At 37.6% G+C, this 19634-nt stretch carries 16 protein-coding genes; 8 read left to right on the top strand and 8 right to left on the bottom strand.

The annotated features are described in order from the left end of the window. Nucleotides 1-332: 332 nt before the first annotated feature. From rimP to ACOMC3_RS18910, 4 genes are all read left to right on the top strand, one after another. The gene (gene rimP, locus ACOMC3_RS18925; RefSeq protein WP_420317460.1) at nt 333-773 is read left to right on the top strand and encodes a ribosome maturation factor RimP; all 441 of its coding nucleotides are present in this window, start codon (nt 333-335) and stop codon (nt 771-773) included. A 1-nt stretch (nt 774) separates the two neighbouring features. Next, complete coding sequence (nusA, locus tag ACOMC3_RS18920; RefSeq protein ID WP_420317459.1) at nt 775-2016, top strand: transcription termination factor NusA; 1242 nt, start codon at nt 775-777, stop codon at nt 2014-2016. Between the two features lie 21 nt (nt 2017-2037). Beyond that, nucleotides 2038-4773 carry a translation initiation factor IF-2 gene (gene infB, locus ACOMC3_RS18915; RefSeq protein WP_420317458.1) on the top strand — a complete coding sequence of 912 codons (2736 nt, stop codon included), beginning with the start codon at nt 2038-2040 and terminating at the stop codon, nt 4771-4773. A gap of 203 nt (nt 4774-4976) precedes the next feature. Further along, entirely contained in the window at nt 4977-5324 is a 348-nt protein-coding gene (locus ACOMC3_RS18910; protein WP_420317457.1) for a hypothetical protein, read from the top strand. On the opposite strand, the gene ACOMC3_RS18905 is transcribed toward ACOMC3_RS18910, so the two are convergent. The 3 genes from ACOMC3_RS18905 to ACOMC3_RS18895 form a co-directional block, all read right to left on the bottom strand. After that, entirely contained in the window at nt 5321-6049 is a 729-nt protein-coding gene (locus tag ACOMC3_RS18905; protein WP_420317456.1) for a HisA/HisF-related TIM barrel protein, read from the bottom strand. The two genes, ACOMC3_RS18910 and ACOMC3_RS18905, sit on opposite strands and share 4 nt — an antisense overlap. Nucleotides 6050-6119: 70 nt before the next feature. Then, entirely contained in the window at nt 6120-6812 is a 693-nt protein-coding gene (locus tag ACOMC3_RS18900; RefSeq protein ID WP_420317455.1) for a response regulator transcription factor, read from the bottom strand. Next, entirely contained in the window at nt 6802-8400 is a 1599-nt protein-coding gene (locus ACOMC3_RS18895; RefSeq protein WP_420317454.1) for a sensor histidine kinase, read from the bottom strand. The genes ACOMC3_RS18900 and ACOMC3_RS18895 overlap by 11 nt, the downstream gene beginning before the upstream one ends. Nucleotides 8401-8541: 141 nt before the next feature. Here ACOMC3_RS18895 and ACOMC3_RS18890 point away from each other — a divergent pair, with 141 nt between their 5' ends. After that, a complete protein-coding gene (locus ACOMC3_RS18890; RefSeq protein ID WP_420317453.1) occupies nt 8542-9375 on the top strand; it encodes a T9SS type A sorting domain-containing protein in 834 nt (277 codons plus the stop codon). A gap of 52 nt (nt 9376-9427) precedes the next feature. On the opposite strand, the gene ACOMC3_RS18885 is transcribed toward ACOMC3_RS18890, so the two are convergent. Both ACOMC3_RS18885 and ACOMC3_RS18880 read right to left on the bottom strand, forming a co-directional pair. After that, a complete protein-coding gene (locus ACOMC3_RS18885; protein WP_420317452.1) occupies nt 9428-10114 on the bottom strand; it encodes a response regulator transcription factor in 687 nt (228 codons plus the stop codon). Next, nucleotides 10107-11342, bottom strand: coding sequence for a sensor histidine kinase (locus tag ACOMC3_RS18880; protein ID WP_420317451.1), 1236 nt, complete (start codon nt 11340-11342; stop codon nt 10107-10109). The genes ACOMC3_RS18885 and ACOMC3_RS18880 overlap by 8 nt, the downstream gene beginning before the upstream one ends. Before the next feature lie 127 nt (nt 11343-11469). On the opposite strand from ACOMC3_RS18880, the gene ACOMC3_RS18875 reads away from it, so the two are divergent. Continuing rightward, nucleotides 11470-11835 (top strand): DUF1573 domain-containing protein, encoded by a 366-nt coding sequence (locus tag ACOMC3_RS18875; protein WP_420317450.1) that lies wholly within the window; start codon nt 11470-11472, stop codon nt 11833-11835. A gap of 29 nt (nt 11836-11864) precedes the next feature. Here ACOMC3_RS18875 and ACOMC3_RS18870 read toward each other — a convergent pair whose 3' ends face one another. Further along, nucleotides 11865-15452 carry a metallophosphoesterase gene (locus ACOMC3_RS18870; protein ID WP_420317449.1) on the bottom strand — a complete coding sequence of 1196 codons (3588 nt, stop codon included), beginning with the start codon at nt 15450-15452 and terminating at the stop codon, nt 11865-11867. Continuing rightward, complete coding sequence (locus tag ACOMC3_RS18865) at nt 15449-16339, bottom strand: SdiA-regulated domain-containing protein (protein WP_420317448.1); 891 nt, start codon at nt 16337-16339, stop codon at nt 15449-15451. Before ACOMC3_RS18865 ends, ACOMC3_RS18870 begins: the two co-directional genes overlap by 4 nt. 91 nt (nt 16340-16430) lie before the next feature. Here ACOMC3_RS18865 and ACOMC3_RS18860 point away from each other — a divergent pair, with 91 nt between their 5' ends. Together ACOMC3_RS18860 and ACOMC3_RS18855 are read left to right on the top strand one after the other, a co-directional pair. Next, complete coding sequence (locus ACOMC3_RS18860) at nt 16431-17066, top strand: HD domain-containing protein (protein ID WP_420317447.1); 636 nt, start codon at nt 16431-16433, stop codon at nt 17064-17066. After that, a complete protein-coding gene (locus ACOMC3_RS18855) occupies nt 17045-17668 on the top strand; it encodes a Pycsar system effector family protein (RefSeq protein WP_420317446.1) in 624 nt (207 codons plus the stop codon). Before ACOMC3_RS18860 ends, ACOMC3_RS18855 begins: the two co-directional genes overlap by 22 nt. Here ACOMC3_RS18855 and ppk1 read toward each other — a convergent pair. Beyond that, on the bottom strand, nt 17646-19634 hold the full coding sequence (gene ppk1 / locus ACOMC3_RS18850) for a polyphosphate kinase 1 (RefSeq protein WP_420317445.1): 1989 nt from the start codon (nt 19632-19634) through the stop codon (nt 17646-17648). The genes ACOMC3_RS18855 and ppk1 overlap by 23 nt on opposite strands.

The following is a 19634-nucleotide window of genomic DNA, read 5'->3' as shown; positions in this document are numbered from 1 at the left end:
AACTTGGGGACAATTTAAGGGACTAAGGCAGTCGTAGTTACCTACGCCATTTTTTTGTTTTAACGGTTAAAAAAATAGGGCGGTGAGACTACTTCAATAACTGGGTGTAAAAGTTATCGTAAGCGGGTATAATTTCCAAAAAACCAGCGTCTTAAGTAAACAACTTTAGACGAACGGGTATATTTCTATTTTGAATGCAATAGATATTTGTTAAATCATAGATTTTTTTAGTGAAATGCCGTTTTTCAACTTTAGTTTTCTACCTTTGCAAATAGAAATAGTTAGAATTCCGAAAGAGGGGACATCAGTCCCCTCTTTTCATTGATATTAGTGTGTTAGAAAATAGAGTAAGATCGATAGCTGAAAAAGCAATAGAAAATAATGATGAACTCTTTCTTGTTGATGTTAAAATCAAAGGAAATCCTGGGAATCAAAAAGTTCTAGTGTTTGTAGATGGAGATAATGGCATATCTATCGATCAATGCAGTGCGATTAGCAGATTTATAGGAAGCGAATTAGAAGAGTGTGAAATTCTAGATGGTAAGTATCTACTTGAAGTATCCTCTCCTGGTTTAGATTTTCCTTTATCACTTTCAAGACAGTATGTTAAAAATGTTGGAAGAGAACTAGAAATAGAGATGCTAGACGGTGAGAAAATTCACGGTGAATTGACAAACGTAGAAAATGAAGAGATTTTGATTAAAGACAAAGTAGAGAGATCGCTTCAGATAAAAGACATAAAGCAATCAAAAGTAAAAGTATCATTCAAGTAAGATGGAAGCGTCAGTATTAATTGATTCGTTTGCGGATTTTGCCAGAGGCAAAAACATTGACCGCCCTACTATGATCAGAATTCTGGAGGATGTATTCAGAACAATGATCCGAAAGAAATATGAAACAGATGACAATTTTGATATTGTTATAAATGCAGATAATGGTGACCTGGAGATTTGGAGGTTTAGAGAAATTGTTGATGACAATTCAGAAGACATCTGGGATCATGATAAAATTAGTCTAACGGAGGCAAGACAAATAGAACCGGATTTTGAGATTGGAGAAGAAGTAGCAGAAGAAATAAAGCTCGAGGATTTTGGCCGGAGGGCTGTAATGACCGCTAGGCAAACACTTATTCAAAAAATAAAGGATTTAGAAAAAGACATTCTTTTTCAAAAGTATAAAGACCTTGTTGGTGAAATCATTCAAGGAGAAGTATATCAGGTTTTGGGTCGAGAGGTGCTCCTAACTGATGGCGATGGGAACGAGCTAACAGTTCCTAAAAATGAACAGATTCCTAAGGATAGGTATAGGAAAGGCGACACAGTCCGTGCGATCGTTCATCGTGCTGAAATGGTTAATGGGAACCCAAAAATCATTCTATCTCGCACATCTCCAGTTTTCTTAGAAAGACTTTTTGAGGCTGAAGTACCTGAGGTATATGATGGATTAATTACCATTAAAAATGTTGTAAGAGAGCCAGGGGAAAGAGCTAAAGTTGCGGTAGAATCATATGACGATCGAATTGATCCCGTAGGTGCTTGTGTTGGTATGAAAGGGTCACGAATTCATTCAATCGTAAGAGAATTGCAAAATGAAAATATTGATGTAATCAATTTTACTGACAACCTTGAGCTCTATTTAGCCAGAGCGTTAAGTCCAGCTAAAATCACCAGCATGAAAATTAGCGAGGATAAGGAACGTGTATCAGTCTATCTCAAGCCTGATCAAGTATCTTTGGCAATTGGAAAAGGGGGTCAAAACATTAAATTGGCAAGTAAGCTTGTCGGAATGGAAATCGATGTTTTCAGAGAGCTTGATGAAGCATCTGAAGAGGATGTAGATTTAGACGAATTTACTGATGAGTTGGAAGACTGGGTCATTGATGAACTTAAACGTGTTGGTCTGGACACAGCAAAAAGTGTTTTAAAACTGAGTTCTGATGATTTAGTAAGAAGAACGGATTTAGAAGAGGAAACAGTACACGAAGTAATTCGAGTTCTAAGCCAGGAATTCGAATAAACGTAACTTTGAAAGGTTTATATGGCAGAATACAGATTAAGTCAAGTAGCTAGAAAGCTAAATGTAGGTAAAAATACTATCCTTGAATTTTTGAAGGAGAAGGGTCACAAAGTGGACTCTAATCCTAACTCAAAAATTCCTCAGGACCAGTATGACATGCTTGCACGTGAGTTTGCGGATTCTGCTCACGATAAAGAAGAAGCCTCAGAACTTACTATTGGCGGTAAGACAGATAACCTTGTTATTGATACAGAAAAAAGCACACCTGAGGATAAATCTGAAGACGAGCGAATTCTTATTAAAGATAATGTTGGCTCAGAATCTAAACCTGAAAAAATCTCTGCCAAAACCAAGTTAGATGGTCCTAAAGTTGTTGGAAAGATTGATTTAGGCAAGAAGAAGAAAGAGGAAGAAAAACAAGAGGAGCCAAAGCCGGAAGAGGTAAAACAGCCAGAAGTTACCAATGAAGCGAAAGAGGTTGTAAAAGAGGAAGTTTCGAAACCAGTCAAGAAAGAAGAAGTAAAAGAGGAAGCAAAAAAAGAAGAGCTTAAGAAAGAAGTTGTAAAAGAGGAAGAAGCGAAAAAAGAGGATGAGCCAAAGAAAGAAAAAGAACCTGAAAAAGAGGTAATTAAAGCTAAAGCTGATTCACTTCGAGGACTAAAGGTTCTTGACAAGATCGAACTACCTAAAGATAAGCCTAAGCCAGTTGCATCTTCAGATTCAAATCAAGATAGAAAGAAGAGACCAAGGAAAAGAATTCAATCCGCTGGTGGTAGAGATAACCAACCATCCAGAGGAAGAAATGATAGAGGTGGCAGAACACAAACCGGTAGAAAAACGGAGGAACTTTCTGACAAGGAAATACAAGATAAAATTAAAGCCACTCTCGCAAAACTAAGTGGAGGAAGTGGTAAAGGAGGATCTCAACGATCCAAATACAGGAAAGATAAACGATCAGCCAGAGCAGAGGAAGAAGAAGAAAGACAACTTCAAGCAGAAGAAGCATCTAAAACACTTAAGGTGACCGAATACATTTCTGCAAGTGATCTGGCATCACTAATGGACGTGTCTGCAAATGATGTCATCTCGGCATGTATGTCACTTGGCATGTTTGTATCTATTAATCAGCGACTGGATGCAGAAACCATCACAGTAATTGCAGATGAATTTGGTTATGAAGTAGACTTTACCGAAGCAAAAGAGGAGACTGACATTGTAGAAGAGGTAGATGATGAAGCTAATTTGGAGGATCGAGCTCCTATCGTAACAATCATGGGTCATGTTGACCATGGTAAGACTTCATTACTTGATTATATCAGAGAATCTAAGGTGACTGAAGGGGAAGCCGGAGGTATCACCCAGCACATTGGTGCATACGATGTGATGACCAATAGTGGAAAACGAGTCGCATTCCTTGATACTCCAGGTCACGAGGCATTTACGGCAATGCGTGCCAGAGGTGCTAAAATTACGGATGTAGCAATCATTGTAGTGGCTGCTGATGATTCAGTAATGCCTCAAACGAAAGAAGCAATCAATCATGCGCAAGTAGCAGGTGTGCCAATTGTAATTGCTATTAATAAGGTGGATAAGCCTAATGCTAATCCAGATAAGATTAAAGAAGACTTATCCAATATCAATATCCTTGTTGAGGATTGGGGTGGCAAATACCAGTGCCAGCATGTATCTGCTAAAACCGGAGAAGGAATTGATGAGCTTTTGGATAAGGTACTTTTAGAAGCAGAATTGCTTGAGCTAAAAGCGAATCCTGATAAGCCCGCTGTGGGATCTGTTGTAGAAGCCTCTTTAGACAAAGGGCGCGGATACGTTTCTACTATAATGGTACAAGCTGGAACATTGAAAGTTGGAGATGTCCTATTAGCGGGACCATACTTTGGCAAGGTAAAAGCCATGTTTGACCACAGAGGACAAAAACTGGATAAAGCTGGTCCATCTACACCTGTTCTAATGCTAGGACTTGACGGAGCTCCACAGGCAGGTGACAAATTCAATGTCATGGACAGTGATAGGGAGGCCAGAGAGGTTGCGAATAAACGAGAACAAATACTCAGAGAGCAATCTATACGAACGAAAAAGCACATTACCCTTGATGAAATTGGAAGAAGATTAGCTATTGGAAGCTTCAAGGAGTTAAATGTAATTGTTAAAGGTGATGTTGATGGATCGATTGAAGCATTAGCAGATTCCTTACTCAAACTCTCTACTGAAGAAGTACAAGTTAATATTCTTCACAAGGCTGTCGGACAGATTTCAGAATCCGATGTATTACTTGCATCTGCTTCAGATGCTGTGATCGTAGGATTCCAGGTACGACCATCAGGAGGTGCGAGAAAGTTAGCCGAGACAGAAGAGATTGAAATCAGGCTATACTCGATCATCTACGACGCTATCAATGACGTGAAGGATGCTATGGAAGGTATGCTTGAACCAACTAGTGAAGAAGTTATCACTGGTAACATTGAGGTGAGGGACGTCTTTAAGATCTCTAAAGTAGGTACTGTAGCTGGATGTTATGTGACTGATGGAACAGTGAAGCGTTCAAACAAGGTTCGTTTGGTTCGGGATGGAATCGTAGTTTACACTGGAGAAATCAATCAATTAAAACGATTTAAAGAGGACGTAGCTGAAGTGAAAAGTGGTTATGAATGCGGTCTAAGCATCAAAAACTTTAACGACATCAAAGAAGGGGATATTATTGAGGGCTTTGAGGTAAAAGAAGTAAAACGAACGCTTTAAAACTCATTTTAAATTATTCGTATTATAATGACGCTCACCTGAATTGGCGAGCGTTTTTTTCGTCTCTGCCCTATGAATAAGATGGAGATTATCAAGCATTCTCATATGATTGCTATCAAATCATCTAAGAGTACAATCGACTAGTTAACTTTTGTAAAAAAGCATAACCTTCCGGTGTTTATTTCGTTAATTTGTTGTTTAAGATGCAAATCTTGAGGAGATACCTATCCATATTGTCTGCGTTTCTTTTTGTTTTCACCTTTAACTATGGTGTTGCAAATGAGGTTATAACAAAGCCTGGTGTAAAGCAGGAACAAGAGCAAGAACAGGAAGGAAGACGCAAAAATGATCAGACCATGATTCGTCCAGATGGTCAATATCAGAGCTCCTCGCCAGAGATAGATTCAAGCGATCCCGATCCTAATGAAGAATCTGTTAGCACTCCAAATGTTGTTGAAAATACTGACTCATTGCAAGATGATTCAGTCAGCAAGTATAATTTTATTTTCTACTTCCTATATAAGTTTAAATACGAGGACGAATCTCCTTAGGCAACAACTGACTGATAGTCATCTATATCGTCAAGCGATATATTTCCTTCATAGAATGCTTTTCCAAAAATCACTCCATAAAGACCCATGTCACGGAGCTTTTTAATGTCATCCATCTGTCTCACCCCACCACTAGCAAAGATGCAGAGATCAGGAAATTGATTTAAGAGGTTTTTGTAAAGCTCAAAAGATGGACCCTCCATTGCTCCATCCTTGGAAATATCTGTGGTCTTTAAATATTTTAACCCTCGATCATAGAAATAAGCGATATGATCAAATAGATCTTTCGAAGTAGCTTTTTGCCAGCCTCTTATTTGAATCTTCCCACTTAAGCTATCTGCAGCAAGGGCAACTTTTTCTCTTCCGTATGACATGATCCAATTTCCAAATTGTTCCCTATTGGAAACAGCGATAGAAGCTGCTGTGATACTTTCGGCTCCATATTCGAAAGCTTTCAACACATCTCCATCTGTATGTAATCCACCTGTAAAATTTATTTTTAAATCCGTGTAGGCAGATATCATGTGTAGAATATCATAGTTGACTGAAGTGCCCTTTCTTGCACCATCCAAATCAATTAAATGTATTCTTGAAATACCATGATCCTCGAACTTCTTTGCTACATCAATTGGAGTATTTTCATAGACTTTTTCACTTGAATAGTCTCCTTGGGTAAGGCGAATGGTTCTGCCTTCAATAACCGATATTGATGGTACTAGTAGCATAATAAGTTAAGATTGGTTCTCGAATTGAATCGCTCTTGAATAAAGATACAGAATCTGAGTGAGAATTAATTCAATTGACTTGTACTAATTTGAATCCTTCACCATGAATTGTCAATATCTTAAGGTTAGGTTCATCTTGGAGATATTTTCTGATTTTGGCAATGTAGACGTCCATACTTCTTGCATTAAAATAGCTATCATCTTTCCAAATCTTCTTCAGAGCGATGCTTCGCTGTACTGTCTTGTTCACATTTTCAAAGAATATCTTTAATAGCTCATTTTCCTTAGTAGTTAGATTTATCTCTCGTTTAGAAGTGATTAATCTATTTTCCTGATAATAATAGGTAAGATCAGCAATCTTAAAAGGATTTGGGAACTCCTCCTCTTCTACTTTTCTATTTGACCTTTTTAAAATGGCTTGAATTCTAAGCAACAATTCCTCCATACTAAACGGCTTGGTCATGTAATCGTCGGCACCAACAGTAAATCCTTTTATGATGTCTTGCTTCATCGATTTTGCCGTTAGGAAAATTATTGGAGTTTCTTCGTCATGCTCTCGTATTTCCTTTGCAAGTGTGAATCCGTCTTTCTTAGGCATCATAAGATCGAGGATGCATAGATCATATGAGCCAGCTTTAAATGCTTCTCCTCCCTCTTCCCCATCTCTCTTCAGGGTGGTTTCATAACCTTTTAGATCTAAGTATTCACTTAATATCTCTCCAAGGTTTGGGTCATCTTCTACAATCAATAATTTAGGATTCATTTGCTAGTGGTAAGGTTATTAAAAATTTACTCCCTTTTCCAGGCTCACTATCTACATGTATTTTTCCTCCATGCGCTTCAACTATTCTCTGCACGTATGCAAGCCCAAGTCCAAAGCCTTTTACATTGTGAAGATCACCTGTAGGAACACGATAGAATTTCTCGAAGATATGTTTTTGCTGTTCTCGCGTCATTCCTATTCCTTTATCATGTATCGATAAAATGAAATCTTCATCATCCGATGCGGTTCGAAGGGTAATATTGGGAGCTTCAGGTGAGTATTTGTTGGCATTGTCAAGCAGATTGAGTATGATGTTAGTAATGTGCATTTCATCGCCCTGAATCAAATCTTTTTCCGCTTTCTCAATCATATTTAACCTTCCTCCTCTTTGTTCTACTTGTACTGCAATGTGATCAGCAGCACTCTTGACCATATCACTCATACGAAGTAACTCTTGCTTCAAATTATAATCTCTTCTATCAATAGCTGCAATCTGAAGAACTTTTTCAACCTGGTCACCAAGTCTCTTGTTCTCCTCACCAATGACCCGTATGTATTTGTTTCTTAAGGTACTCTGCTCAATGTCTTTATCATTAAGTGCTTCCACCGCCAATGAAACAGTTGATATAGGAGTTTTGAGTTCATGTGTCATATTGTTGATGAAGTCATTTTTCATTTCAGATAGTTTCTTTTGACGTACAATCGTGCGAATACTGTATCCGAAACAAAAGAGGATTACAACAACTAAAAATCCAGAGCTTGCAAGTGCAGACCAAACTTTACTCATCAAATAACCTTCCTTATCAGGAAAGTCAACAATCAACAGGCTATCGTTTCCGAAAATATCATTTGGAAAAAGTGCCGCTCTTAAATCACTTGTTTCAATCTCATCCTTATTTTGAGTGCTGGTGAGCAGCAAAAATCTTTCGTCGTGAGTCTCTAAAACCCCATATTCAAACTTGATGTCAATTCCTTTATTATTCAGTTCGTTTTTAAGAAGTGAATCAAGCTGTTGAGGATTAAATCTTGATGCCATGCTCCTGCTTGGACCCATCAAATCTTTAACCACATCAAATGTGAGCTCATACTTTTTGGAGACTCGGGCAAGCTTATTTTCAAGCTGTTGAATTTTCACATCTCGCTCCACAATTTTTTCATCCACATTGGTGCCAGGTGGTGGTGGAGTGTTTTCATAAAAAAACCGATCTGCTACACTGGAGAAGTTTACGACAAACTCAAAACCACCTTCATTTACTGTATCAGCAAAATAGAATATTTGTTGGTTTCCTTGCCTTACTATCTGCCCATTGTTTCTAAACTTAGCATCCTCACGATGAACCTTTTGGAGATCAATATTCTCCTCATTGTAAAGTGGAGAATTGACATAATTAAGCTTTTGAAGCGCCGCATAAGTCTCCTGCTTTTCCAACTTATTGGCTACTGTATTTAGGGCATCTAAAACATCTTTTCTAAATCTTTCTTCATTGGCTGATACAAGTGAATCAATCCAATAAAGCTGAAAAGAAATCAATCCGATCATTGCAAGGCCCATTAGCCCTATAATCCACCTGAGAGTCTTACGCTGCATATCCCAAAAATACGATTATGAGATCTCTCTAGTTCATCTTTAACCAATTTTAACAAGGATTAACGACTGATTAACAGACACATAGCAACTGCTTTCGTACATTCGATCAGCAATTGAAATGAAAACAAAAACTCAGGATATATGAAAGCACAATCTACAATTCTAATGTTAGCCTTTGTGCTGTTCCTTTCTAATGGAATAGAGGCACAACAAAATGATGACGGCAAAATAGTCGTAGAGATCACCAAGGAAATAAATGGTGAAAAGAAGACTTTTAAAGGGGAATACAATAGCACTGAGGAGATGTATGCAGACCCTAATTATAAAGAATTTGCCGGTGAAGATCAGGGGTTCAACTTTTGGTTTGATAGTGATGGGGATGATGATATGTTCATGCACCTTGATCAGTTAAAAAATCACCAACAGTCGTTTTTTAGGTTTTTTGGGGATGATGAGGATGGTCAGAACAATTTCTTTTTCAAGCTTGACGATGATTCAATAGACGGATTTTTTAATCTCCACCTTGATGACATGGAAATGGATGAATACCGTGAGCATATGAAGCGATTGGGAATTGAAATGCAGGATATGCTAAAAAGATTTCATGAAGATGATAATGACAGACATGTTAAAGTAATTGAAATAAAGCGGGTAAAAATTACCGATGTAGATGATGAATTTGGCAAAAAGGGCAAAGTCGATAAGAGTAATTTGCTTGAATTGGAAGACCTAAGTTTTTATCCAAACCCATCTTCCAACGGACGATTTAAAGTTCGATTCAGGGTTAATGAAGAATCTGATTTAACTATTAAAGTGTTAAACCTGGAAGGGAAACAGGTATTTAATAGAAGCTTTGATCGTTTTGCCGGAACATACTCTGAAATGATTGACTTATCGGGTCAAAAAGAAGGAATTTATCTGCTGGAAATTAGTCAGGGTAAAAAAAGGCTGACGAAGAAGATTGTAATCAATTAAAATGGTGGTTTTAAAGAAGGAAGAGCCGGTCTGTGACCGGTTTTTTTATGTTTTATTCTTCAACGATTAGGCAAAAACCAACGCCATGATGATTTCTAATCTCCAATGTTTCATCTCCTTTTAGGTATTTTCTCAGACGGGTAATAAATACATCTAAGCTACGACCTTTGAAATAATCATTTTCCCCCCAAATCTCTTCTAATATCATTTCTCGTTTGACCAATTCATTTTTACTCTTAATCAACATTCCTAGCAGGTTCCCTTCCATCTGAGTTAGAGACTTTTGTTGATCCTTAAATTGATAAATGAGATTTTTTTCGTCAAAGAATGATTTTCCAAATTCGATTACCTTGGCTTCTGTAGGTCTTATTTGATCGGTGCTCCTTCTTAAAAAAACATTGATTCGATACTCCAATTCCTTTATTGAAAATGGCTTGGTCACGTAATCATCCCCACCTATCTCAAACCCTTCCAGTCGGTCCTCCTCTTGCGATTTGGCCGTTAGAAAAATAATTGGGATAAATTCGTTTTGTTCTCTGATTTTAGACGCCAACTCGAATCCATCCATTTTTGGCATCATCACATCAAGAACGCAAATTTCAAATTCATTCGCAATAAAGTGCTCAAGAGCCGTTTCACCATTATTACACCATGTTATCTTATGACCATTTGAAGCTAGATTATCCTCAATCATGAAACCGAGGTTTTGATCATCTTCTGCTAGTAATATTTTAGCCATTTGGAATTGATATTTTAAAGACACTTCCTTCTCCCAGAGTAGATTCAACAGAAATAGAACCTCCGAGCTTCTTTACTTCTGAAGCGACAATGTGAAGACCTAGCCCGAATCCTTTCTGATTGTGTTGATTGTTTATGTCTGGTATTCGGTAAAATTTTTTAAATATCTTTTTTTGATGCTCCTGTGATATTCCAATTCCATCGTCTTTCACTTCTATAGTGGCGCCTTTTTGATCTTGCGTCACCTGAACCGTAATATTTTTACCCCCATATTTTACGGCATTATCAAAGAGATTTCGGAGAGAGCTTTCAAGTAGTTTTTTGTTAGTTACAACATCTTTTGAATCCTTTGACGACAATTTCCATTGTACCATTTTAGGTGCATATTTCTCTCTTGCATCATTGACCATCTCACTAAGAAACTCGGAAATATTTAAACGTTCTTTATCTACACTAACATTGGTTTCAAGCAAAGAAGAGTAAAGAATATCCTCAACACTTTTTTGAAGTCTTAAAACTTCCTGATTAATTATTCGAACGTACTTCTCATCGCTTCCCTTTACCTTTTCATTCAATGTAGAGGACGCCAGAGCCAAGGTAGAAAGCGGTGTTTTTAGTTCATGACTCACATTATTAATAAAATCTTTCTGAACCTCACTTAACCGCTTTTGCTTCAGTATGACAAACAAACCATATCCAAAAAATATAATTACTACCAATGAGATTGCAGTTGTATACTTCCAAAGATCAAACCCTTCAAACAGGTTTTTAGATTTTTCCGGAAAATAGACTCCAAAGTAGTATTCATCATTCTTTAGTACAGGGATTACATCTTGACTATTGTCCTCAAATAGATTCACATTTTCGGCGTAAACCATTTGATCATTTGCACAGTCATAAACTCCGTATTCAAAATCTTGCGATATAGCTCTTTTCTTGACTTCTGCAGTTATTAAATACTCCAAATTGGCCAGGTCAATTTTGTCGTTGGTACGAACTATGAAGTAATTTCCTGAAATCTGCTCAATTGGATTTATTGATGGAAAGTCCTTACCATTGGCTTCACAAAGAGACTCCACTACATTGCGAAGAGCAACATGAACATTGTGATTGAATACCTGATCTTGTTGCTCAATTGCCCGATTTAACCAGAACACCTGAGTTCCCACTATTCCAACCAACGAAAGCACCGCGAGAACAACTAATACACGAATGTGAGCATTCTTCATATTTCAAAAGTAAAAGGTTTAATCTGCTGAAAACCTTGTTTAACAACTCATTAACAATCATTAGCATGTCATTAACAGTACTTAGGGTTTAAGCTTTTCAGATTTGGGTCAATCAAATTTTTATAAAATGAAAAAACTAACATCAATTTTAATGCTTGGGATCGCAGTAGCTGTGGTTGCCGCAATGACACCTCTTAAATGGAAAACAACTTCCATAGATCTTGGACAAGTTTCTAAAGATAAGGTAACACAATTATCATTTGAGTTTACAAACACCAGTAGTGCTGCTATTAGAATAGTTGAAGCCAAAGGATCATGTGGCTGTACCAAAATTCAATTTCCACAAGAGGAAATTAAAGCCGGAGAAACCGCTTCAATTTCGGCTGATTTCAAATCAGCTAAGCTTGGTGCCTTCAAGAAAAACATCCGAATCAAAACTTCTGACTCTGATGAGTATACCTACTTACACTTTAATGGTGAAGTTGTAGAATAATAAGAAAGCCCTCAAGTTGGGGGCTTTTCTTAAAAGAAAAAGCTCATATAGAATGTGGGTAGATTCTCATCCTCGCCAAAGGCGTAATTTAAGTTGAGGACCACCGTATTTAGTGGGCTTATCCAAATTCCAAAACCTTTACCTGCATGCCATTCATCAGAGTTTTCACCATCCAACCAGACTCTGCCTACATCGTGAAAGGCTAACAATCCAAATTGTCCAGGGAAGATATAACTTCTAAATGAAGCAATTTTCAATCTAAGATCAAGATTGTGATAAAAGGACGATTGCCCGTAAAACCTGGTTCTTCTATATCCTCGTAGGTTTTTGCGGCCACCTAGTATGCTTGCGTTAAAGAAATCAAATTCTTTATTTGTAATATGCGAAGCTCCCAATCTATTTGCAATGACCAGTCGTGATGGGAGTCTCGTCGTGAGATAAAATGCCCACTCCGCATTAAGTCTTGTCGTACTTTGAGAGAAGTCAGTTAAAGCTTCAAGATGCTCTATTTCTGCCATTGCAGTCATTCCGGCTCTTGTCATAGTTTGGTTATCTCTAGAGTCAAAGGATATCCCACTTACCAATCGGCTGTACTGATTAGGTCTAAAAACATCTTCTGTGATTGGCTGATCTGTAATGAATCTATTTGCTGTTTCTTCTACCTCAATAGATTTGTACCCAGTTGTAAGGTAAAATTTTGCTTTTGCCCCCACATTTCTCGAAAGTCCCACATTGAGATCGAGTCGATCCATGCGCACTCTGTAGTAATCAATAGGGTCGTCATCTGGTGTTACAAACTGATCCATATGAAATCTAGTTTCATTTCCGAGACCAAAATAATTATTTACAAAGAAGGGTTCCTGCCATAAAAGAGAGGTGTTTAAATCCCATTTACCAAAAGCATCCGTAAACTCTCCCGAATAGTCTGCCTGAAAAGAGCCTGTCTCTAATGCCCTTACAGCTGTAAATGAGTGTTTTGCAGCAAAAGGTTCTTTTCTCCAGCCATGCTTGGTAAACATAAATCCACCGCCCAGGAATATCCCATCATCCGGATTAATGGCGGCTGTTGCAAGTGGCATTAGCACATCGTATTGAAAAGCCTTCCGATTATACCGATTGATATCAGGATTATTACTCAGTTTTAGTATTCCATTAGGATTACCTTGTACTATTGTGCTTTTATAGCGATCATAGACTTTTACGTTTTTTAATTTTTCATCAGCATTACCATTAATGATTAAGTCTTTATCTGTTCCTCCAATGATCCTTACTTTTATTTTAGACTTGGGACCTTTCACTTCAAACACATCTTCTCCATCTAACCCATAAAGTCTGACCTCTTTGGTTTCGCTAGAGAGGAATAATCTTTCATAGATGATCTGCTCCAAGTCCCCATCCTTCTCTCTTTTTCTAACTATAACCTTCGTTTGATTTTCATCAAGGTGCTCTACAAAAAAATATTCGTGCTTATCAGACCCGGTCACATCAACTTCTTTTGATAGAAAAAGGTAAAGTTCACGAGCATATGACTCCATGTTTTCTCGACGTGCCTTGAGTCCATTTTTGATTCGCTCTCCCGTCAATTTCTCAATTGGTTCAGGCCATTGGGCTATTGCATTTTCAATAACCTCATTAGTAAGGTTTTCTTTTAAGAATTGAATTTCTTTCTGCCAATCAGCCCAATCGGGTTCGTTCATGAAAGTCCGATCAAAAAATCTGGCGTTTTGGCTTATCCCAGGTGCCCAATCCACTTCCTCATCAAAGCCTTCGATTTTGGGAAGGGCCCATTTTCTTGCAGCTATCGTTGGGATAATTCCTTCATTGAGGAAAAATGCCTGATCCCGATCTCTCGGTATGGGGCGATAAATATTACCGTTTTTCTTATCTATTTGAGCCCATCTCCACTGGTCATCGTGCCGATCCCAATCCCCAATCCACATATCAAAAATTCGATTCCGAACCACAAAATTCTGATCCACTTCATTGTCATTATCTTCCTTGAGGTTTTCAATTACCGTTTCTGTACCATCAATATCTTCACCTCCACCAAAAAATTGCTTTCTTGAAGCTGCTTCATTCGGACGTTCCTCAAATAATGCAAGCGTCCCGGCGAAGGTGTTTTGAAATTGTCCAAGTCGTGGATCATCCGGTATAAATACAGGCTTTGGATTCGTGTGATAAATACCTACTGGTTCTGCCAAATATGGAACAATGAACGCACCATAAGGGTGGGAAGCAGAAATTTGATCCTCAACAATGTCTTGCGCAAATGTCTTTTGAAGAGCTGTAGGGATCGCGTTTTCAGGATATTTTTCAATGGACCGAAGGACGTATTCTTTCTTGTCATCAGCCACCATGCGTAGTGATTTAGTTTGCATTCCTCCTCCTTTTTTGACAACATCCAGCCCCCCTTTTTCCATGCCGATATCGAATACTTCAACTTCTACCGGAGTAGACCAGACATCTCTATAGTTTCTCCCAAGCCACCTATGTCTTCCTTTATCACCCTCATATTTTTTACTGGCAATTACTACAATTGTACTATCGTTAAAGTCTAGCGCAGGGAGTTCTTCAAGTGTTTCTTTTAATTCTTTTTCATATAGGTCTGTCTCAAACAGAAGCCCATTATTTATGCCCCAATACTGAACATAAGCCTTCCCTGAAGGCACCATATTCAAAATGGCAAATCCTTGTTCTTCCTTTGCAAAGAGGCTACCTTTTCCCTTCTTGACATGCGAGGTTTTAGATCCTGAACCACTCACAATGAAATGATGCCCCTCTTTTTGAATTAGCTGTAATGAATGTTCATGACCACATGCATAAATAACCTCCTCAGCCTCATTCATAGCTGCTACCACCTGATTCATCACAGCTCTGTATTTGGGGTGAGTATTATCTTGAATATTGCCAATTACTCGACGAAAAAGAGGTTGAATACTGCCTAGAATGGGAAGTGGCTTTAGTTGGTCCTTGAAGCTGAAATTTCCATGATGCTCTCCATAAGTATATACCGGATGGTGTGCTGCAATTAGAATATGCTTGCCCGCATTTCTACTAACCATCGTTTTCAAGTCTTCCAGTGCCTCTATGGTCGATTTACTTCCACAGTTATCATCCTCATCTGGTTTGTCCCACCCATGAAGAAAGTATTGCGTATTCAAAATGATCAAGGTCGACTTTTCACTCATTGGGATTTCGATAGGGCCAGCACAACCACCAGAAGGAAGGAAGACATTTTCTCCATCAAAATATTCCCTGATGAAACGCTCCATATTTAGTGCACGTTCCCATCCATATTTTCTTCCCTGAGCCCAATCATGATTTCCAGGAATAATGTAGGCCTTGCCAGGAAAAGCTTTCATTACTTCAAGCTGTGGAATGAGTTTATTCTCCATTTCCTGTCTTTGCGGATGCTCTTTTTCGGGTAACCCCTTAGGATAAAGATTGTCACCTAGAAAAATGAGAAAATCTTCCTCAGAAGCTATGGCCATTTTTTCTTTTAAGAGCTCCAGATTAAGATCAGGATTTTTGGGTTCACCTGCGTCTCCAATTAGAAATATTTTTTGACCAAAAAGTAAGCCTGGGAATACGATCAATAAAAACAACAGACTTCTCATTGGTTCTTTGATTTCATTTTGAATTTCAGAATATACCCTCTATCGCCTTCGCCTTCACTGCTTAAAAAGAGGTCTCCAGATGGTGAGAAGCAAATACCTTCCGGCTGACCAAGAACTCTTGGTGAAATTGGGTACGTTGCTAAAATTTCACCCTTATGATTCACAACTACTAACATTTTACCCACTGATGATAGAATGTAGTAATTACCAGAGATTGGATGTGTTGCTATTGCAGAGGGTTTGAATTTAATTCTCTTACGCTCATAATTAATTGATTTGTGATTCTCCCAAAATGACTCTAACTCTTTTGGGCCCAACACAAAAATTGGGGAAGGTTCCACTTTTTTACTTTTCAAATCAAAAGCATAAAAACCTCTTCCTTTAATCTTCTTGTCCTTAATTCCGGCTTCCTCTTTACATGCAATTAATAGTCGATTTCTTTTTTGGTCGTATCCTAACCCTTCCGTATCATTTTTTGAGCTTAATATATTTTCATGCTTTACCGCCACTGACTCCTTTTGTGAGCCATATGGGAATTCATAAATGTCTCCATCACTTTTTAACACAAAAACTGTCCCATCAACCAATTCTATACCTTCATAATCTCCCGCTTTATGGAATATGATGGAGTGGACTATATCCTTTTTTCTAAGATCGTATTCAAACAATCTGCCTGATTCATCATCAACAGCTAACAAGTTATGCGGCGATTTAAAAGTCAATCCAGAAACCTCTTCGAGGACATACGGCAAAAAATACTTTTCTGCAGGTCGCTTCAAATCATAGGTAATCCTCATCTGGTTGTCAACCAAAAATAGACTATCAGCATGCTGACCAAAAGTTGTTGTTGAGCAGCTTTGATTAAAAGAAATGAACAAAATGAACAATAAAATTAGAGTTATGTTCTTTATGAAAGTCATAGGTTGATCTAAAATGTCAAGGCTACAACACTAAATTGCCTAATTTTTGTTCTAATTTGTGAATGATTTGGAGGAAAAGATGCTTAATAGCAAAGTCGTCAGTAAAGTAAAAGATTATGTAATCAAGGTGCTTTCAAAGCAGCTCCCTGATCACATGACTTATCATTCCATTAATCACACGATTGATGTTGTTGATTCTGCAGAGGAAATAGCTGGAACTCAAAACTTGAAACAGGAAGAAATAGAGATCATTCTAATAGCTGCGTGGTTTCATGATATAGGGTATGCTGAAGGTTGTGAAAATCATGAAATAAACAGTGCAAAATCCGCTGAGAATTTTCTTCAAAGTCTCAATTATCCTACTGAGAAAATTGAATTGGTGGTGGGTTGTATAATGGCTACACAAATGCCACAAAATCCATCCAATATCATGGAAAAAGTACTTTGTGATGCTGATCTAATGCATTTGGCAGACGAGAATTACTTTCATAAGGCGGATCTACTTCATCAAGAAATCCAAAAGACGAAACTTTGTGAGATCTCTGAAAATGAATGGTTTCAAATGAATGAGGAGTTTCTGGAAAAACACTGTTTCTTTACCGAATATGCAAGAAAAAATTATGAGCTTGCAGTAAAAGAGAACCTCAAAAAAGTAAGGGATCGCTTAAAATCATGGCAGAAAGCGAAAAAGTAGAAGAGCTCGAAGAAAAAGTTTCTAAGCTCAAGAAAAAAGTAAAAAAAGCTAAAGAGCTTACGCCTACTCGAGGTATTGAAACGATGTTTCGAACTACCTCTAAAAATCATATGGAGCTCAGTGCAATTGCTGACAACAAGGCAAACATCATGATCTCCATCAATTCAATTATTCTTTCGGTATTGGTGTCAGTACTCATCAGAAAACTTGAGGAATATCCCCATATGACAATACCGGCAGTTCTATTAACACTGGTTTGTCTTACTACCATAGTATTTGCTGTGCTGGCAACTCGTCCAAATGTCACTTCTGGAAAATTCAAGCATGAAGATATCATTGCGAAAAAAGCCAACCTTTTATTCTTTGGTAATTTTCACAGAATGAGTCTTGACGATTACAAGTGGGGAATGACTGAGATGCTAAAGGATGCCGATTATCTCTATGGAAGTATGATTAAGGATATTTATTTTCTCGGAGCAGTACTTGGTAGGAAATACAGGCTCTTAAGGCTTAGCTACACCATATTTATGTTTGGATTTGTCCTTGCTATTCTAGGTTTCATTATTGCGGAGCTATTCTTTAAGTCTCCTTACCCTTATTAAGTAAATATTCATAGGTTGCTTCCTGAGCTCGTATTTTACTTTCTGCTTTAGCTCTCTTATTTTTCATTTTCTGAGACAACCAAACCCCCTTAATATCATCCTTCCATTGATATTTTAGAATAGTCAAAATCTCTTGTTTCATACCTTCATTATGAATCGGAAAACAAACTTCTATTCTCCGATGCAAATTTCGATTCATCCAGTCTGCAGATCCCAGATAAATTTCCTGCGCATCATCATTATGAAAGTAAAAAATCCTGCCATGTTCAAGGTATCTGTCAACAATGCGCTTAACCTTCAGGTTTTTATTGGGAATCAAACAGCATATACTTCTTACTATAAGTTTTACATCCACGCCCCTTTTACTCGCTTCGTAAAGCTTTTGAATCAATGATGTTTCCTGCAGGTTATTCACTTTTATGATAATACGAGCTTCTTTACCAGCTTCCGCGTGCTGTATTTCACGGTCTATTTTTGACTGAAATGTTTCTAAGGCACCAAATTGTGAGACAATGAGCTCTTTGAATGGAGGAGGCGTATACTTGGTAAGTAAATGCTGAAATAGATTCGACAATTCCCTAGTCATTGATTCATTTATGGTCAGCAAACCATAGTCACAATATATCTCAGAAGTTTTTTCATTCAAGTTTCCCGTTCCAAAAAAACCATACATCCGATCTTCTTTTTTAACAAGTGCGACTTTAGCATGGACCTTCAATCCTGGTAAGCTGTAAATGATTTTAACTCCAGCCTCTTTCATTTTGCTGGCCCATTCAAGATTATTTTTTTCATCAAATCGTGCCTTTACCTCCATAAAAACCGCGACCTTTTTCCCATTTTTTGCTGCACTGATCAATGCCTCACCTATGAGCGAGTTTTTCGCCATCCGATAAAATGTGACATTAATTTCTTTAACATCAGGATCTATTGCAGCTTCATTAAAAAACTGAAGGATATAATCGTATGATTGATAAGGAAAGTGCAACAGGAAATCCTGTCTTTCAATGCAGCTGAATATTGAATGACATTTTTGTAATTCAGGTACCTCTATCGTTTCTCGATTTTCATAAGTTAGCTCCGGGTTATCTATCCTAATTTCGAAAAAATCATTTAAGTTATGATAGCGACCTCCGGTAATCATATCTTCTGGTGATAGCGTAAGCTTTTCAGCCAAAATGGATAATGCCTTATCATCTATCGCTTTATCAAATAGAAAACGGGATGGAATACCTAAATTTCTTTTTTGAATTTGCTTTTCGATCTTTCGAACGAGATTCCCTTCAAATTCATCATCAATCTGAAGATCTGCATCCTTATTTAATTTGATTGCATAAGATCCCTTTATCTTCTGTTTAGGAAATATTATATCCAGATGAATTCGTATAACATCATCCAGAAATAGGTAAAAGTGCTTATTATCATAGCTATGGCTTGAAAATCGACCAACATCCTCAGCAGGTATGTTTAAAACATATAACTCATCAGATTCTGAAACAACCACTAAATAAATTGCCTGATTATTAAGAAATAACTCCTCATGAGCCTGGACTTCAATTGGTTTCAGAAACGCGGCTACTCTCGTCTTAAAGAAATGTAGCAGCTGAGGTCTCAATTTCTCAGGTATCTCATTAGTGTCCGTGCAGATGTGATGGCCATTGTCCTTTAGTTTTTCAATAACATCCCTAAGAACCCCTCCATATTCATTTAACTGATGACTTACTTCGCTATGAATCTGCTCCAGTTGAGTCTTTGCATCAAAATCTACACGTTTGTTAATTTTCTTCTTGTCAATCTGTTTGATGTTTCTGATGTTAGCCACTCTAACCCTAAAAAATTCATCCAAATTAGAAGAATAAATAGCGGTGAATCGTAATCTTTCCAGTAATGGAACTGAATCGTCCATTGCCTCCATGAGAACCCTGTAATTAAAAGACAGCCAACTAAGGTCTCTGTCGTATAATTTCAC

Source organism: Ekhidna sp. (assembly GCF_965212185.1).
Taxonomy (GTDB): Bacteria; Bacteroidota; Bacteroidia; order Cytophagales; family Cyclobacteriaceae; genus Ekhidna.
This window is presented reverse-complemented; position numbering and strand designations above follow the sequence as displayed.

Excerpts from the sequence above, each read along its gene's own strand:
- nusA (WP_420317459.1), top strand. The coding sequence starts at position 775 with ATGGAAGCGTCAGTATTAATTGATTCGTTTGCGGATTTTGCCAGAGGC.
- infB (WP_420317458.1), top strand. The coding sequence starts at position 2,038 with ATGGCAGAATACAGATTAAGTCAAGTAGCTAGAAAGCTAAATGTAGGT.
- ACOMC3_RS18910 (WP_420317457.1), top strand. The coding sequence starts at position 4,977 with ATGCAAATCTTGAGGAGATACCTATCCATATTGTCTGCGTTTCTTTTT.
- ACOMC3_RS18905 (WP_420317456.1), bottom strand. The coding sequence starts at position 6,049 with ATGCTACTAGTACCATCAATATCGGTTATTGAAGGCAGAACCATTCGC.
- ACOMC3_RS18900 (WP_420317455.1), bottom strand. The coding sequence starts at position 6,812 with ATGAATCCTAAATTATTGATTGTAGAAGATGACCCAAACCTTGGAGAG.
- ACOMC3_RS18895 (WP_420317454.1), bottom strand. The coding sequence starts at position 8,400 with ATGCAGCGTAAGACTCTCAGGTGGATTATAGGGCTAATGGGCCTTGCA.
- ACOMC3_RS18890 (WP_420317453.1), top strand. The coding sequence starts at position 8,542 with ATGAAAGCACAATCTACAATTCTAATGTTAGCCTTTGTGCTGTTCCTT.
- ACOMC3_RS18885 (WP_420317452.1), bottom strand. The coding sequence starts at position 10,114 with ATGGCTAAAATATTACTAGCAGAAGATGATCAAAACCTCGGTTTCATG.
- ACOMC3_RS18880 (WP_420317451.1), bottom strand. The coding sequence starts at position 11,342 with ATGAAGAATGCTCACATTCGTGTATTAGTTGTTCTCGCGGTGCTTTCG.
- ACOMC3_RS18875 (WP_420317450.1), top strand. The coding sequence starts at position 11,470 with ATGAAAAAACTAACATCAATTTTAATGCTTGGGATCGCAGTAGCTGTG.
- ACOMC3_RS18870 (WP_420317449.1), bottom strand. The coding sequence starts at position 15,452 with ATGAGAAGTCTGTTGTTTTTATTGATCGTATTCCCAGGCTTACTTTTT.
- ACOMC3_RS18855 (WP_420317446.1), top strand. The coding sequence starts at position 17,045 with ATGGCAGAAAGCGAAAAAGTAGAAGAGCTCGAAGAAAAAGTTTCTAAG.